The sequence below is a fragment of the Salinivibrio sp. PR6 genome, assembly GCF_001995955.1.
GTDB lineage: Bacteria > Pseudomonadota > Gammaproteobacteria > Enterobacterales > Vibrionaceae > Salinivibrio > Salinivibrio siamensis.
Window position 1 is genome coordinate 192,913 of record NZ_MUFA01000004.1, and the last position, 16,915, is coordinate 209,827.

General features: G+C 51.9%; 11 protein-coding genes. 8 read left to right on the plus strand and 3 right to left on the minus strand.

Annotated features, from left to right (window positions below; all coding sequences use genetic code 11):
- Positions 1–9: 9 nt before the first annotated feature.
- The 4 genes from msbA to kdsB are packed head-to-tail and all read left to right on the plus strand — an operon-like array spanning position 10 to position 3,718.
- Positions 10–1,764, plus strand: coding sequence for a lipid A ABC transporter ATP-binding protein/permease MsbA (gene msbA / locus BZG72_RS04535; RefSeq protein WP_046073142.1), 1,755 nt, complete (start codon positions 10–12; stop codon positions 1,762–1,764).
- Between the two features lie 2 nt (positions 1,765–1,766).
- Positions 1,767–2,762 (plus strand): tetraacyldisaccharide 4'-kinase, encoded by a 996-nt coding sequence (lpxK, locus tag BZG72_RS04540; RefSeq protein ID WP_077666195.1) that lies wholly within the window; start codon positions 1,767–1,769, stop codon positions 2,760–2,762.
- Positions 2,763–2,771: 9 nt separating this feature from the next.
- Positions 2,772–2,954 (plus strand): Trm112 family protein, encoded by a 183-nt coding sequence (locus tag BZG72_RS04545; RefSeq protein WP_046073143.1) that lies wholly within the window; start codon positions 2,772–2,774, stop codon positions 2,952–2,954.
- Positions 2,951–3,718, plus strand: a complete 768-nt coding sequence (kdsB, locus tag BZG72_RS04550; RefSeq protein WP_077666196.1) for a 3-deoxy-manno-octulosonate cytidylyltransferase — start codon at positions 2,951–2,953, stop codon at positions 3,716–3,718. The genes BZG72_RS04545 and kdsB overlap by 4 nt, the downstream gene beginning before the upstream one ends.
- 85 nt (positions 3,719–3,803) lie before the next feature.
- Here kdsB and elyC read toward each other — a convergent pair whose 3' ends face one another.
- Positions 3,804–4,577 (minus strand): envelope biogenesis factor ElyC, encoded by a 774-nt coding sequence (gene elyC / locus BZG72_RS04555; RefSeq protein WP_046073145.1) that lies wholly within the window; start codon positions 4,575–4,577, stop codon positions 3,804–3,806.
- Positions 4,578–4,692: 115 nt separating this feature from the next.
- Between elyC and cmoM the strand changes: the two genes are divergently transcribed.
- From cmoM to mukB, 4 genes are read left to right on the plus strand one after another with little or no spacing between them, the layout of a single operon-like run.
- On the plus strand, positions 4,693–5,502 hold the full coding sequence (gene cmoM, locus BZG72_RS04560) for a tRNA uridine 5-oxyacetic acid(34) methyltransferase CmoM (RefSeq protein WP_046073796.1): 810 nt from the start codon (positions 4,693–4,695) through the stop codon (positions 5,500–5,502).
- Positions 5,499–6,863 (plus strand): chromosome partition protein MukF, encoded by a 1,365-nt coding sequence (gene mukF / locus BZG72_RS04565; RefSeq protein ID WP_046073146.1) that lies wholly within the window; start codon positions 5,499–5,501, stop codon positions 6,861–6,863. The genes cmoM and mukF overlap by 4 nt, the downstream gene beginning before the upstream one ends.
- A complete protein-coding gene (gene mukE / locus BZG72_RS04570; protein ID WP_077666197.1) occupies positions 6,844–7,575 on the plus strand; it encodes a chromosome partition protein MukE in 732 nt (243 codons plus the stop codon). The genes mukF and mukE overlap by 20 nt, the downstream gene beginning before the upstream one ends.
- Positions 7,572–12,023: a chromosome partition protein MukB gene (mukB, locus tag BZG72_RS04575; RefSeq protein WP_077666198.1), complete on the plus strand. Its 4,452-nt coding sequence runs from the start codon at positions 7,572–7,574 to the stop codon at positions 12,021–12,023. The genes mukE and mukB overlap by 4 nt, the downstream gene beginning before the upstream one ends.
- A gap of 55 nt (positions 12,024–12,078) precedes the next feature.
- Here the strand turns inward: mukB and BZG72_RS04580 are convergent, their stop codons facing one another.
- Both BZG72_RS04580 and BZG72_RS04585 read right to left on the minus strand, forming a co-directional pair.
- Positions 12,079–14,394, minus strand: coding sequence for a methyl-accepting chemotaxis protein (locus BZG72_RS04580; RefSeq protein ID WP_077666199.1), 2,316 nt, complete (start codon positions 14,392–14,394; stop codon positions 12,079–12,081).
- Between the two features lie 185 nt (positions 14,395–14,579).
- Entirely contained in the window at positions 14,580–16,895 is a 2,316-nt protein-coding gene (locus BZG72_RS04585; protein WP_046073150.1) for a methyl-accepting chemotaxis protein, read from the minus strand.
- Positions 16,896–16,915: the final 20 nt, after the last annotated feature.

Genomic DNA, 16,915 nt, shown 5'->3' on the forward strand with positions numbered 1-16,915 from the left:
ACGATTTTAATGAGCGAATATCAAGATAAAACGACCTGGCAGACGTTTAAGCAGCTGTGGCCCTACATTGCCAACTATAAAGTAGGGCTCATTGTTGCCATTATCGCCTTGGTGATTAATGCCGCCAGTGACACCCTGATGCTCTCAATGCTGAAGCCGTTGCTTGATCAAGGCTTTACCTATGATGATGTCAAAGGCGATTTCCTCAAATGGATGCCTGTCTATTTGGTCGCACTCATGGTGATACGTGGCTTGTCGAGCTTTGTGTCCGCTTATTGCTTATCTTGGGTGTCGGGTCATGTGGTGATGACCATGCGCCGCCGGATGTTCAATCACTTTATGAAAATGCCCGTCAGCTTTTTTGACCAAGAGTCGTCCGGGGCACTGCTTTCTCGGATTACGTATGACTCAGAACAAGTGGCGTCAGCGACCAGTAGCGCGTTGGTCAGTTTGGTGCGCGAAGGGGCATCCATCATCGGTTTGATGGCGTTGATGTTTTGGTCAAGCTGGCAGCTCTCCGCCATTCTTCTGGTGATTGCGCCCGTGGTCGCGATTTCTATCCGCATCGTCTCTAAGCGCTTCCGTCGCATTTCTTCCAATATGCAAGATGCAATGGGGTCGGTGACTAGCTCCGCCGAGCAAATGCTCAAAGGGCACAAAGTGGTGCTTAGTTACGGTGGACAAGACGTTGAAAAGACACGTTTTGAGAAAGTCAGTAACCGTATGCGTCAGCAGACCATGAAGCTGGTGTCCGCACAAGCGATTGCCAACCCAGTGATCCAGTTGATTGCGTCAATGGCATTGGTGGTGGTGTTGATTTTGGCCAACACAGAGGCGATTCGCTCTGAGCTAACTGCAGGTACCTTTGCGGTGGTGTTTGGTGCCATGTTTGGTCTGATGCGCCCACTTAAATCCTTGACCAACGTGACCTCTCAGTTCCAACGCGGGATGGCGGCTTGCCACAGTTTATTTAATCTGATGGAGCTGGAGACCGAAAAAGACACCGGGACACACGCGGTGGAGCAAGTGAGTGGCGACATTAAGGTTGAGGATGTGGTCTTCACCTATCCCACTCGAGATGCGCCGGCCCTCAACCATGTGAGCTTTGAATTGCCAGCGGGGCAGACGCTAGCCTTGGTAGGGCGTTCAGGGTCAGGAAAAAGCACCATTGCTAACCTGTTAACCCGTTTTTATGAACTAGACAGTGGTGTGATTACGCTCGATGGCGTACCGATTGAGGACTATACCCTAGGTAATTTGCGTCAGCATGTCGCGGTGGTGTCGCAAAACGTTCATCTGTTTAATGACACGGTCGCGAATAACATCGCGTATGCCGCAGAAGACAAATATAGCCGTGAGCAAGTCGAGCACGCCGCGAAACTTGCCTATGCCGATGATTTTATCCGCGGGCTCGATCATGGCTATGACACCATGATTGGTGAAAACGGCGTCAGCCTGTCTGGCGGACAACGCCAACGTTTAGCCATCGCACGTGCCTTGTTACGTAATGCACCCGTCTTGATCCTGGATGAGGCAACGTCGGCACTGGATACAGAGTCGGAGCGCGCTATTCAGGCGGCGCTGGATGAATTGCAAAAAAACCGTACGGTGTTGGTGATCGCCCATCGCCTGTCGACCATTGAAGATGCTGATCAAATTTTGGTTGTGGATGAAGGTGAGATTGTCGAACGAGGCAGTCATCAAGCGCTTCTTGAACGTGAGGGGGCCTATGCGCAGCTTCACCGTATTCAGTTTGGTGACTGAGCATGCTAGAGCAACTGTGGTTTGGTCATCAACGCCCGCTATGGTCGGTATTATTAAGACCGTTTAGTGCGTTGTTTGGCATGATAGCGCGCCATCGTCGGCGTCAATATCTGCGCGGCAAAACGCAGCGCTATTCGGCGCCAGTGCCGGTTATCGTGGTGGGGAACATCATGATTGGCGGCAATGGCAAAACCCCGTTTGTGATTTGGTTGGTGGAACAACTAAAAGCGAATGGTTACCGTCCAGGGGTGGTGTCACGCGGGTATGGCGGTAAATCTGAGCACTATCCACTCTTACTCAGCCAAACCACGCCACCGCGCACGGCGGGGGATGAGCCGGTTTTGATAGCACGTCGCACCCAAGTTCCTGTCTGTGTCGACCCCAACCGTAGCGAGGCGGTTAAACGTATCCTGCAAGAAGGTGTCGATATTGTGATCACAGATGATGGTCTCCAGCACTACCAGCTTGAAAGAGACATAGAGATCGTGATCATTGATGGCCAGCGTCGGTTTGGTAACGGTCATTATCTACCTTTGGGGCCGTTGCGCGAATCACTCGATAGGCTTGAGAGCGTCGATATGTTGGTCACTAACGGTGGGACACCACAAGGGCAAGAGTGGGGGATGCATCTGGTGCCTGGCTTGGCCGTGAACCTACGTACGGGACAACGCTGTCAAGCCTCAATGCTACCGCAAGTGGTGGCAGTCGCCGGGATTGGCCATCCACCACGCTTTTTTAATACCTTGCAGCAAATGGGCGTAACACCCGTTCACAGCCAAGGAATTAATGATCACCAAACCCTCAAGGCCGACGAGCTGGACAGGTTGAGCAAGAAGGGGCAACATTTGCTGATGACAGAAAAAGATGCGGTAAAATACCAAGGGATCGCACAAGATAACTGGTGGTATTTACCGGTAGAGGCACGGCTGCCTGACGAGGTAGCTCAGGCCGTATTCACCAAGATAGAACATTTGCAAACAAACGCGAATAAAAAATAAAGGAATGCTATGGATCACCGCCTGCTTGAAATTGTGGCCTGCCCATCATGCCAGGGCAAACTCTATTATCAACGCGATAACAATGAGTTAGTTTGTAAGTTTGATCGTGTTGCCTATCCGATCATTGATGGTATTCCCGTGCTGCTTGAATCAGAAGCTCGCGATATGTCATTGGAAGAGGTCCAGGGATGAGCCCATTTTATGTGGTGATCCCGGCGCGGTTTGGCTCGAGCCGCTTGCCGGGTAAACCGTTGGCTGATATTGCTGGCAAGCCGATGATCCAACACGTTTATGAGCGCGCCCAAGCGGCCGGTGCCAGTCAGGTGATTGTCGCAACGGACGATCAACGTATTGAAGCGGCAGTACGGGCGTTTGGCGGTGAGGTGTGTTTAACACGTGCCGACCATGAGTCTGGCACTGAGCGCTTAGCCGAAGTGGTTGAACGCTATGGCTTTGCTGAAGATGACATTATCGTTAATGTACAAGGCGATGAGCCGCTGATCCCCTCTGCGGTGATTGGTCAAGTGGCGGAGAATCTCAGTCAGAATGACCAGGCACCGATGGCTACCTTGGCAGTTGCAATTGATGACAAAGAGCAAGTGTTTAACCCCAACGTGGTCAAGGTAGTGACGGATCATAAAGGGTTTGCTTTGTACTTCAGCCGCGCCACCATCCCTTGGGATCGCACCCATTTCGAGGCTGACTCTCCCGACATCCCACAAGCATTGTTGCGGCACATTGGTATTTATGGCTATCGTGCGGGATTTATTAGCCGTTACATCCACTGGACACCGAGCCCGTTGGAGAAGATTGAATCGTTAGAGCAGCTGCGCGTATTGTGGCATGGCGAGAAAATCCATGTGGCGGTTGCCACACAGACGCCCCCACATGGCGTCGATACCCAAGCAGACTTAGAGGCAGTGCGTGCTTATTTAGCCGCAGATAGCAACGCATAGGCGCGGTTTTACGTCTACTGCGAATGGTAATAACAAAGCCGCGAATCAATCGCGGCTTTTTTGGTGGGTGATGTGCTGTGGGACCTTAATTGGCCGGCTGAGCGATAAAATCACGGAGACGTTGCCACGCTTGTCCCAATCGCTCGTGCCAATAGCGTTCGAACTGCTCGAGGTATTGCGCACGTGGGCCGTATTTTATCCATGGTTGCTTAATTTGCTTTTGCGCCATGAAGTTAGTGGGAGCCGGGATGGGATCGAGTCCAGCGCTTTGAAACTCGTAGACGGCACGATCCATATGTGCCGCGGATGTCACGAGCACTAGGTTACTACTCCCAACCACCGATGCGGCTTGGTAGGCTTCCTCCCACGTATCCTTGGCGGTTTCAAGCAACAGGATACTGTTTTTATTGACACCCAACGCCATTGCGACGCGTGCCAACATACGCGCATGGCTGACTTCATAACCATGGTCATAGCCCGACAAAATTAGCTTGGAGGTGGGGTACATTCGGTGAATACGGATGCCTTCTGCGAGGCGCATTAACGCCGCACGAGAAAGCTCTGAGGTTGGGGGTATGGCGTCATCTACGACATGACTGTTGCCCAGTACCATTACAAAGTCTACCGGCTTTTCCGTGGGGAGAAACGCGGTGTATTGACGCTCAAGTGGACGAAGGAGCCCAGAGGCGACCGGTTGAAACGAAGTGAGAAAAATCCCAGCAAACGCAACGAAGATAACAAAAGATGCCAGCCTTTTACGCTGAGAGAACCAAAGCAGGCATAGCCCGAAAAGACCCAACAATAACAGCGCGGGCAAGGGCATTATCAAGGTTGAGATAAGTTTTTTTAATTCAAACATGCAATGTCGCCCGAAATATAGTCAAACGAGGCACAAATAATGCCATAAACCTTTATTAACGTAAGGCTTGTGACAGAATATGCCTTTCTACCACTCAATGATAACGAATGCCATTGTGACTGAGGATAAAAATTTCGACGACATTGCCCACAAATTTGTTAAAAACATTTATGGATCGGGCAAAGGCGAAATCCGCCAGGCGGTCGTTTGGCAGGACATCGAGCAGATCCTGCACTGTTTTCCGCCTGAGCAGACCCTGCATATTTTAGATGCCGGCGGTGGGGTTGCCCCTATGTCTCGGCACTTGGCGGCGCGCGGTCACAGGGTCACTTTATGTGATCTTTCTTCGCAAATGCTCGACTTAGCCCGTCAGGAGATTGAACAACAGGGCTTACTTGCGCAGTATCAGCTGGTTCATTCGTCGGTGCAGACAATTGGCGACCATTTGAGCGATCCGCCGGATGTGATTTTATTTCATGCGGTACTGGAGTGGACCGCGGAGCCGGAGCAGGTGTTGAAAGACTTGCTTAAGCAACTGCGCCCGGGGGGGATCGCATCGGTGATGTTCTATAACCAAACCGGGTTGCTCTTTAAGAACCTCGTGTGCGGTAACCTCACGCATGTTGAGGAAGGTATGCCGCATCGTAAGCGGTTTAAGCTTCAGCCACCTAAAGGCTTGCAACCAGAGAGCGTGTATCGATGGATGCAAGACAGTGACATTATCCTCAAAGGTAAAACAGGCGTACGCACCTTTCACGATTATATGCGTGATACCAATATTGGTGATTTTACCTTTGAGCAGGTCATGGCGTTGGAGCAACAGCTTTGCCGCCAAGAGCCATTTGTGTCTCTGGGGCGATATATCCATGTATGGGGACAGCACAGTGCCCCAAGCAATCAAGATAAAAACAAGGACAACGGATGAGTGATCAGGCTCAGTCTTCCCAGTCGTGGACAGACGACGCTCAGACAGTACCTGAGTTGGTTAGTTGGGTAAAACAAAGTGACTTAGGGTTAAACCTGCCGCCAGAGCGCTTGGCATTCTTGCTGGCAATGGCGGTGATGAGTCAAGAGCGGTTGGAGGACGAACTGAGCGAGCATGAGCTCGTGGATGTCTTTCGACTGGTCAGTGAGCAGTTTGTTAGCGGTGAAGGTGCCACGCTTGGCAATGTTGCTTTTCGCGCCAACAATGCGATCAACGAAATGGTGCAAGCGCGGTTGCTAAGCCGGTTTACCAGTGAAATGACCGATGGTGATAGCATTTACCGCCTCACGCCATTGGCGCTAGGTATTGCGGACTACTACGCCCGTCATCGTGAATACTCAACGCTAAAGCTGTCGGTACAACTGTCTATGGTGGCTGACGAAATCGCTAAGGCGCGCCGTGCGGCGGAAGAAGATGGGGATGCGACCTTTTGGCGTCATAACGTCTATGGTGTGTTGAAGTACTCGGTCGCTGAGATTTTTGACCGCATCGATCTTAATCAGCGCGTGATGGATGAGCAGCAACAACAGGTAAAAGAAGATATTGCTGCGCTCCTCACCCAGGACTGGCAAGCCGCAATCGCTAACTGTGAATACTTGCTCAACGAAACCTCGAGTACTTTGCAAGAGTTACAAGAAACGCTGCAGGCCGCGGGGGATGAGCTTCAGAGTCAGCTGCTTGAGATTCAAGAAGTGGTGCGGGGGCGTGATGATCTTGAGTTCGTCGATCGCATGGTATACAGCTTGCAAATGAAGCTGGATCGTATCGTGAACTGGGGACAGCAAGCGATCGACCTATGGATAGGTTACGACCGCCATGTGCATAAATTTATTCGCACCGCGATTGATATGGATAAAAACCGTGCATTCAGCCAGCGTTTACGTCAGTCGGTATCGGACTACTTTGACGCGCCATGGTTTTTAACGTATGCCGATGCTGAGCGACTGCGTGATACGCGAGATGAAGCCTTGGTGTTACGTGACGATGAAGTCACCGGAGAAATGCCAGAAGAGGTGGCGTTCGAACAATTAAGTGTGGTTGACGATGGCCTTTCACAGAAAGTGTCACAGATGCTCAACCGCCATCGAGAAACCGGACAAGCGATCGACTTAGGTCGTGTCCTGAAAGATTACTTAGCCGAGCACCCACAAGCTCGCCATTTTGATCTCGCGCGCTTAGTGATTAACCAAGCGGTCCGCATGGGCTACTCCCAATCTGATCTTAACGCGATTCAGCCTGATTGGCAGGCGATTAACGACTTCGGAGCTAAGGTACAAGCGAATGTCATCGATAAATACTGAACAGCCAATGCCAGAAGGGCTGGCCAAAGCCATTGCTAACCCTTTGTTCCCGGCGTTGGACAGTGCACTGCGTGCTGGCCGCCATATTGCCAGCGACGATCTGGATAACCACGCCTTGCTGATGGAATTTGAGCAAGAGCTGAATATTTTCTACCAGCGTTATAACGCTGAATTGGTCCGCGCGCCAGAGGGCTTTTTCTATCTTCGTCCTCGCTCAACCAGTTTAATTAGGCGCAGCGTGCTGTCTGAACTGGATATGCTGGTTGGCAAAGTCCTTTGTTTTCTGTACTTAAGCCCTGAGCGCTTGGCCCAAGAGGGGATCTTTACCACCCAAGAGCTTTTTGATGAGCTATTAGCGTTGGCTGACGAGAAGAAACTGATGAAGTTGGTCACGCATCGCGCAACAGGCTCAGATCTTGACCGTGAGAAGCTTTTCGACAAAGTGAAAACCTCGCTGCGACGTTTGCGTCGTCTCGGGATGATCTTACCCATTGGTGAGGGAAGTAAATTCCGTGTCAGTGAAGCAACGTTCCGTTTTGGTGCTGATGTACGAAGCGGTGACGATCCACAAGAAGCCCAATTGCGTCTGATTCGTGATGGGGAAGCCGTGGTGCATAGCCAAGCGCACATTCAATCAAGCTTGCTCGATGAGAACTCGGATGAAGACGCAGACAATGCCGATACAGAGACAACAGAGGAGCCGACAGTATGAGCCAGCGCGGTAAGTATCACTCACTCACCATGGTGAACTGGAACGGCTTTTTTGCACGAACCTTTGATATTGATTCCCTCGTCACCACCTTATCAGGCGGGAACGGCGCGGGTAAGTCGACCACCATGGCGGCGTTTATCACCTCGTTGATCCCTGACCAAACCCTGTTGCATTTCCGTAACACCACAGAGGCCGGCAGCTCAAGTGCTTCTCGTGATAAGGGGTTGCACGGTAAATTGCAGCCAGGTGCCTGCTATGCCGCCTTGGATGTAGTGAATTCACGCCAACAGCGGGTGCTGTTTGGTGTGCGTCTTCAACAAGTGGCAGGGCGTGATAAGAAGGTGGATATCAAGCCGTTCGTTTTACAAGGCTTGCCTTCTTCTGTGGCCCCAACCGATGTGTTGGTCGAGACCTTAAATAACGGTCAAGCGCGTGTACGCCAGCTGAACGAGGTAAAAGAGGCGGCGAGCGCCTATGAAACCGCGCACTTTAAAGCTTTTAACTCGGTCACCGACTATCACGCGCAAATGTTTGAATTTGGCGTGCTACCGAAAAAGCTGCGCACCCAGCAAGATAGAGGCAAGTTTTATCGATTAATTGAAGCGTCACTCTACGGCGGCATTTCTAGCGCAATCACCAAGTCGTTGCGCGAGTATTTGTTGCCACAAAATGGTGGTGTGAAAAAAGCCTTCCAAGATATGGAAGTGGCGCTGAAAGAAAACCGTATGACGCTTGAGGCGATTAAGCTGACGCAGCGCGATCGTGACTTGTTTAAGCATTTGATCACGGAAGCGACCCATTATGTGGCCTCGGACTACATGCGTCATGCCAATGAGCGCCGAAGCAAGCTGGAACAAGCGCTGTCGTTGCGGGCGGAGCTGAACGGCGCACAACAGACATTGCAGCAAAAGCAGCAGCATGCGGAAACCATGCGCGCAGAATTAGCCGAGCTGGAAGCCGGACAAGATCATCTCGAGCAAGATCACCAAGCGGCGGCCGATCATCTGCAGTTGGTGCAATCGGCGATGCGTCAACAAGAAAAAATTGAGCGTTATGAGGAAGATTTGCTCGAGTTGTCGGAGCGACTCGAAGAGCAAATCATGGTGGTGGAAGAGGCCACAGAGCAGCTTGCTGACGCCGAATTGCGCGCGGCGCAGAGTGAAGAGGAAGTGGATAGTCTGAAGACTCAGCTTGCCGACTACCAACAAGCGCTCAACACGCAACAAACGCGCTCCCTGCAGTACCAACAAGCCGTTAATGCCTTGGAGACGGCCCGTCGCCTCACTGACGATGAGACCCTCAGTGCAGACGAGGCCACGACACGCTTACACGCGTTGAAAACGCAAGAGTCAGAACAAACGGATCGGGTTTTGTCTCTCAAACACAAACGCGATCTTGCTTCGGCCACGGCCAATCAGTTTGAACAGGGCTTGCGTCTTTTGCACCGTCTTGATCCATCCGTGCACCGTGCTGAGGCTGGCAAGGCCGCCAAGCGTTGGGTTGAACAGGGTAGAGAGCGCCGTTATCTGGCCGATAGCCTGACGCAGCGCCAGTATGAACAGCGCGAATTGAGCCAACGGGCTGAGCAGTATCAGCACGCGAGCCAGTTAGTGTCGGAGTACCAGACGTTAACGGGCGAAACGCTGGCTAACAGTGAAGCGGTCGAGCAAGCCGTGGCGCTGCAGCAAGCACGACGCGACGCGCTACAAGAGGAAAAAGACACCCAAGCTGAGCAACTGCGTGAGCTTGCGCGGACACAGGATGTGGTTGACGCGCAAATCCAAGATCTTGAGCTAAAAGCACCGACTTGGTTTGCGGCCAATGACGCCTTGACCAAACTGGAAAGCCAAACTGAAAAAACCTTGGTGGACAGTCAAGCGGTGATGGAGGCGATGCATGCCACGCATGAGGCGGTACGCACGCGCACGCAGCACCAAGATCAGCTGAGTAAACAAAAAACAGAGATTGAACAAGCGATTGAGCAATTAGCGCAGCCAGGTGGCAGCGACGATGCGCAATTACAAGGTCTCGCCGATACCCTTGGTGGCACCTTACTCTCTGAAATTTATGATGATATCACTCTAGATGACGCCCCTTACTTCAGCGCACTCTATGGCCCGGCGCGGCATGCCATCGTGGTGCCCGATCTCAAAGGCGTAAAGGATAAGCTCACGGATTTGGACGCTTGCCCTGATGACTTATACATCATTGAGGGGGATGCCGACGCGTTTGATGATAGCGTGTTTGATGCACAAGAGCTGTCGGGTGCCGTGTGTGTACATCTAAACGATCGGCAAATGCGTTATTCTCGCTTCCCGGCCACGCCACTGTTTGGTCGCGCTGCCCGTGAGCACCGCCTTGAGCAGCTACGTGAACAACGGGAGGCCTTGGTCGAAGAGCACGCCAAAGCGTCCTTTGATGTACAAAAGTGGCAACGCTTGTCACACGCATTTAGCCAATTTATTGCCGAGCATCTCACGGTGGCGTTTGAGCCCGACCCTGAGCAGGCGATCGCCGCTTGCCGCGAAAAACGCGCACAGACTCAGCGGGCGATAAACGATGCCAAGCAAGTGTTGGCACAACACGAGGCGGAGGTGGCGCGCTGTCAGCAAGCGCTACAAATCCTCGATAAGCTTCGCTACTGTGCCGAGGCGCTCACAGAGGAGAATCTCGACGCGCGCGTGCAAGCAGCGGTTGAGCGCGTAGAGGCCGCCAAAGAAGCACAAGGCTTTATCCTGCAACATGGAGAAACCTTAGCGGCATTGGAAACCAGCCTGGCAACACTCGACAGTGATCCTGAGCAATTTGATAAGCTGGAGCAAGCCTACCAAGAGGCGGATAACACCTTGCAGGCGATTAAGCAGCAAGTGTTTGCTGTTGCCGATTTAGCGGAGCGTCGTCCGCATTTTGCCTATCAAGATACGTCAGACATGCTGACGCAAAGCAGTGAGCTTAATGAACAGCTTAAAGCCAAACTGAAAGATGCCGAGCAGGTGCGCCAACGTGAACGCGAATCGCTCAAGCAAATTCAGTCGCAGACGAGTCAATATCACCAGGTGCTTGCCTCACTCAAAAGTGCCCATCAGTCTAAGCAAGAGACGCTGAACGAGTTTAAGCGAGAGCTCGGTGAGTTAGGTGTGCAAGCGGATGAAGACGCCTTAATGCGCGCACAAAGCCGCCGTGATGCCTTGTACGAGCAAATGCATCAGGCCCGGCAGCGTCACAGTGAACTCTCGCGTGGCATTACGTCACTGGAAATGGAAACCAAGTCGCTCACCAAGGAATTGCGTAAACTGCTCAAGCAGTACCAAGCGCTTCGTCAGTTTGTGGTCAACGCCAAAGCGGGTTGGTGCAGTGTCCTGCGTATTGCGCGCGATAACGGGGTGGAAAAACAACTGCATCGTCGAGAAATGGCATACATGTCAGCTGACGAGCTCCGCTCTTTGTCGGATAAATCCTTGGGGGCATTGCGCCTTGCGGTCGCTGACAATGAAACCTTGCGTGATGCCTTGCGCGCGTCCGAGGATGTCGGACGACCTGAGCGTAAAGTCTTGTTCTATGTGGCTGTGTATCAGCATTTGCGCGAGCGTATCCGTCACGACATTATTCGCACCGATGATCCGGTCGAAGCGATTGAGGAAATGGAAGTCGAGCTGGCGCGGCTCACTGAAGAGCTCACGCAGCGTGAACAACGTCTGGCGATCAGCTCCGAGTCGGTAGCCAATATTATTCGCAAGACCATTCAGCGCGAGCAAAACCGGATCCGTATGCTCAACCAAGGGCTACAGAACGTGGGCTTTGGTCAAGTGCAAGGCGTGCGCCTCAATGTGTCTATCCGTGAAACCCATGCACAGTTGCTGATGGGCTTGGCTGAACATGCTGACCAGCACCAAGATTTATTCGGCAATCCAAATCTCACGTTTTCAGAAGCGATGGCCAAGTTGTTCCAACGTTTGAACCCGCATATTGAAATGGGACAACGTGCCCCGCAGACACTGGGCGAAGAGCTATTGGACTACCGTAACTATCTGGACTTGGGCATTGAAGTCAACCGTGGAACGGATGGTTGGCTGAAAGCGGAATCCGGCGCGTTGTCGACCGGTGAGGCGATTGGTACCGGCCAAGCAATCTTGCTGATGGTGATCCAAAGCTGGGAAGAGGAGTCACGCCGACTGCGTGGCAAAGATGTGATCCCATGTCGCTTACTTTTCCTTGATGAGGCGGCCCGTCTGGATGCCAAATCGATCTCGACCTTGTTTGAGTTGTGTCATCGTTTAGATATGCAGCTGTTGATTGCGGCACCAGAAAACATCAGCCCAGAGCAAGGCACGACGTATAAACTGGTCCGTAAAATCTTCAATGACCGCGAGCACGTTCATGTTGTGGGCTTGCGCGGGTTTGGTGAAGAGAAGCGTCGGGAGCTAGAGCGTGAGCCGGTGATGGAATAATCGTCAGACAAGGCGAAAACGAAGGGGTCGACCTTGAGGCCGACCCCTTTGGGTTTTAGTCGGTTTTAAAGTGACTGATCCGCGCTTCCAGGGTACGGGCATGTTCACGTAAGTGATTGACGGTTTGTTCAGTGTTGCGCGTACGCTCTGAAACATGGTCGGCCGATTGTGCCATCGTGTTGACATTTTGGCTGATTTCATCGGTCACCTGCGTTTGCTGGTTGGCTGCGGTGGCAATTTGCATGTTCATCTCGTTGATTTGCTCAATCATGGTTTTGATTTGCCCCAGCTTGTCGTTGTTTTCGTGACAATGCTCAACGCTTTGGGTCACCGCGTCATTGGCTTGGGTCATCCCATCGGCGGCACCGCGCGTCTCCTGTTGCAAGGCGTCGACCTTGGCACGAATTTCCTCCGTAGAGGATTGGGTTCGTGTCGCCAAAGAACGCACTTCGTCAGCGACCACAGCAAATCCGCGTCCTTGCTCACCAGCACGGGCCGCCTCAATCGCCGCATTGAGGGCTAACAAATTGGTTTGCTCGGCAATTTCTTGAATCACATCCAACACCGACCCAATGGACTCACTCTCGTGTGATAGCTTCTCCATCGAGCGGGTGGCTTTGTCCATATGATCTTTGAGTGTTTGCATTTGGCTGACCAAGGCTTCGCCTTTTTGGCTGCCTTCATTGGCGGTTTGGGTAATCGTGTCAGACGCTTCAGAGGCATTGCTCGCATGCTCTGATACTTCGCTGATGGAGGCGGCCATCTGTGTGGCAGCGGTAGCGACCTGGTTCGAGCTTTTGGCTTGCTCGTCCACTTGCCCACGTACAGCCACTACGTCATCACTGATATCGTTGGCTGATGACAACAAGGTTTTTGACGCGTCGTGTGTTTTTTGAATCACGTCTCGGAAGCTTTGGAACATTTCATTGAGGCTGTCAGCCAACGTCGAGAGCTCATCTTTACTGGTATGGTGCAACGTGATCGTCAAATCTTTACTGTCTGCCACCTGTTTGATACTGGTGGCGAGTTTTAAGATAGGCGCGCCAATGCTTTTACCCAACCAATACGCTGCTAGTGCGGCGAGACTGCCTAGCAGCACTGCCGTAAACGCGGTCACAACGCCGATGTCTGTGCGTAATTTGGTAATGGCTGTAAAGACTTCATCGGTGTCTTGCTGACTGATCACCGCCCATGTCACCCCGTAAACGTCAATGGGTGAATAAGAAGCCAGTACCTCAGTATTACGATAGCTCGTTTGCGTGACAAACCCTTGCTCTCCCCGTAGCGCTCTTTTTACCGCAGGGTTATCGAGGGGTTGGTTACCAGCGGCGGAGTTTTGATAATCAATACGGTGAATGGTATCGGCATTGAGCCCTTGGCTTTCTAGTGCACTGAGGTAGGCGTCTTTATCGTCACTCAACAGACGTGGCTGCGTGCGTAATAGGTTATCGGGACCAACTAATAATATTTCACCACTGGTGCCCATCCCTGACTCTGCCCATTGACCATTATTACTAATGAGCTCACTGATACGATCGATCGGCATTTGAAATATCAACGCCCCGATCTGCTGACCATTTTTATAAACTGGACTCGAAATAAATGAAGCCGGACTGTCGTAGGAGGGATAGTAAGGGCGAAAGTCTATAAAGCCCAGCTCACCCTGAGGCGCTTTGCGTACCGCTTTATAGGCATCAGCCAAGCCACTGGTTGAATACGGGCCGGTTAACAGGTTGGTCGCGTAATCTAGCTCTTTGTAAACGCTATAGACAATATTGCCCTGATTATCGACCAGGAAAATATCGTAGTAGCCGAAGGTCTTTAAATAATGCTGAAAGTTGGGATGAAAGACGCTGTGGATCTCACTGTAGACACTGCCGTCGTTGGCTTTCGCCATGGCATCTTTACTTCCTAATGGATGGGGGTTGCCGCTGATATACGCGTGTTGCAGCCGTTTAGCTACATCAGGTAACTGATTGTACCTTCCCATTACGTCGGTGGATGTATCGTTAATCTCTTGATAGGTCGCGCCGAATTGATTGCGATAATAACTGGCCAGTTGGCTCTCTTGGCTAGGGGAGTTGGCAGTGTCTGCGGCGATGGTTTTAAACGCTTGTGCCAATTGTGCCAGTGCATCTTCTGTCATGGTGGAGTCTGACAGCGTATTAATTTGATCACCAATGAACTTGAAGTAATTACTTATTTCCGACTTTTTCGACGCTTTCACCGCCGTTAGTTGCGATTTTACTTTCTTATCAAGTGCTTGTGATGATAAGCCGATGGTTCTAAACGCTAAGATAGCCGCAATAGTTAAAACACAGGTTAATGATGCCGCAACGATTGCGAGCGTGATCTTATTACTGATTCTCATCGTGACACTCCTTCCTACCTCATGTTTTGAATCTAGTCACGGCGGATAAAAAGTGCGTAGAAAAGGGGATGAAATTTGAACAAATGGTGAGCGGGTGTCTAGCTAGTCAGTCGTAATGGGTGGTTTCTAGACAGACAGCGAGAAAAGCAGGGAGGTGCGATGACCTCCCTAGGTAGCGTGAGTATTTACTCAGTTTTGAAATGACCGATAGTATCAGCCAGACGTGCTGACCGTTGGCTTAAGCCGGTGACGGTTTCTGCGGTGTCATGCGTGCGTTGTGAGACGGTTTCAGCCGATTGCGCGATATCAGAGATGCTTTCGCTGATTTCTGTCGTCACTTGCGTTTGCTGCTGGGTGGCATTGGCAATGTGTGAGGTCATCTGATTGATTTCGGTGACCATGTTGGCAATATCAACCAGTGCGGCGTTATTTTGCTGACAATAATCCACACAAGCGTCGACGGTTTGGCTGGTGGTATCCATATCTGCCACCGCTGACTGCGTCTCTTGACGTAATGCGGCAATTTTATCGCGGATACTTTCGGTCGAGTCTTGGGTACGTGAGGCGAGGGTGCGCACCTCTTCGGCGACCACGCTGAACCCGCGGCCTTGCTCGCCCGCGCGCGCCGCTTCAATCGCCGCATTCAGTGCCAACAAGTTGGTTTGCTCGGCAATGGCTTGAATCACATCCAGTACGGTACCGATTTCTTCGCTCTGTTGCGATAAGCGACCCATGGTCGCTGTTGCAGCATCCATGCTCGATGACAAGGTGCGGATTTGCTCAACCAGGTCGTCACCAATTTTTGAGCCCGTGTTGACGGCTTCTGTGATGTCATCAGACGCGGTGGAGGCTTGGTCTGCATATTGGGCAACGTCCGTGACGGAAGTGGCCATTTCTGTCGCTGCCGAGGCAACTTGATGGGTATGCTTGACCTGGTCGGCGACCCTATCGCGCATAGTGACCACGTCTTGATTAATGTCGTTAGAGGCTTGGCCGAGTAACCCAGAAGCTTGGTGCGCCTCTTGAATCACCTGTTGGAAACTGGCGAACATGTCATTGAGCGAGCGGCCGAGCAGTGCCATTTCGTCTTTACCGCTATCAGGTAAGCGTTGGGTTAAATCTTTATTTTCTGCAATGGTTTTGATCCGTGTAGTGACCGCAATCATTGGTTTGGCAATATTGCCACCGAGAATATAGGCAATTACGATCGCCACGCCAACAAGTACCAACGAGGTAATAACCGTCGCTTTTAAAATAGTGTCTTGCATGGCAGCGACTTGTGATAGCGCCTCTTGCTGACTGATTTGATTGACCAGTGCCCAGCGCTTGCCGAAGACATCAATCGGTGAGTAAGCGGTATAGACGGTTTGGTTGCGATAACTCTGCTCTTTGCCAGTGCCCGTTTCGCCCGCCAGCGCTTGCGCAATGCTTTGGGATGCCATCGGCATTTGGCCCGCTGCGGTATCGGTGAACTCAATGCGGCGAATCAAGTCGGGTTTGACGCCATTGGTGCGCAACAAGTGTAAATACTCAGATTTGTCCTCTTGTAAAGCGCGCGCTTCGGTGCGGAGGACTTTATCAGGCCCCACCATAAACATTTCGCCGCTTTGTCCAAAGCCTGCGGATTGCCATTGGCCTTGACCGCTGATCACGCCACTTAAACGCTGAATCGGCAATTTAAAGATAAGTACACCCTGCGTTTCGCCGTTTTCGACGATAGGGGTGGCGATAAATGAGGCCGGTTCATCGTAGCTGGGAAAGTAAGGGCGATAATCCACAAAACTGATGGTGCCGGCTTTTGCATCAATCGCCTCTAAGAAGGCGTCACCCATGCCGCTGGTAGCGTAGGGGCCAGCAAATAAGCTGGTTCCAAAGTCAATCTCTTTGGCCACTGAATAGACGATACGGCCATTGGCATCGGCTAACACGATGTCTTGGTAGCCAAACGTTTCGGCAAAGCGATGGTAGTTGGGGTGATATTGAGTGTGCACCTTGTCATACGTGGAGCCATCATTGGTTGTCACCAACTTGTCTTTCTCGCCCAAAGGATGGGGGCTGCCGCTGATATAAAATTGCTGCAGTGTCCGCGTGGCAGGGGCAAGCGCTGCGAGGTTGGAGCGTGCATTGGCGTTGGTATCATTGCGCGCTTTGTAAACATCGCCGAAGGTGTCGGTGTAGTAGTCTTGCAGCGCGCGCCGGGCCGCTCTATCGGTGCGGACTTCCCGACTGTAGCGTCGATAAGCTTGGCTAAAAGACGTCACCGCATTTTCGGTCATGGTGGAGTCGGCCATTGAGGTTAATTGCTGGCCGATAAATGAAAAATAACTGGTTAATTCAGAGTGCTTGGCTTCGCGTACGGCTTTAAGCTGGCTAATCGCCTGCTCTCGCATTTCATCGCCAAACAGTGTGGTGGTTCGGTTTGCCAACACCGCGGCGGTGGCGACAATACAAATAACACAGGCGGAGATGATCGCCGCAGAAACCTTGGTGCGAACTTTCATACTACTAAACTCCTGAAACG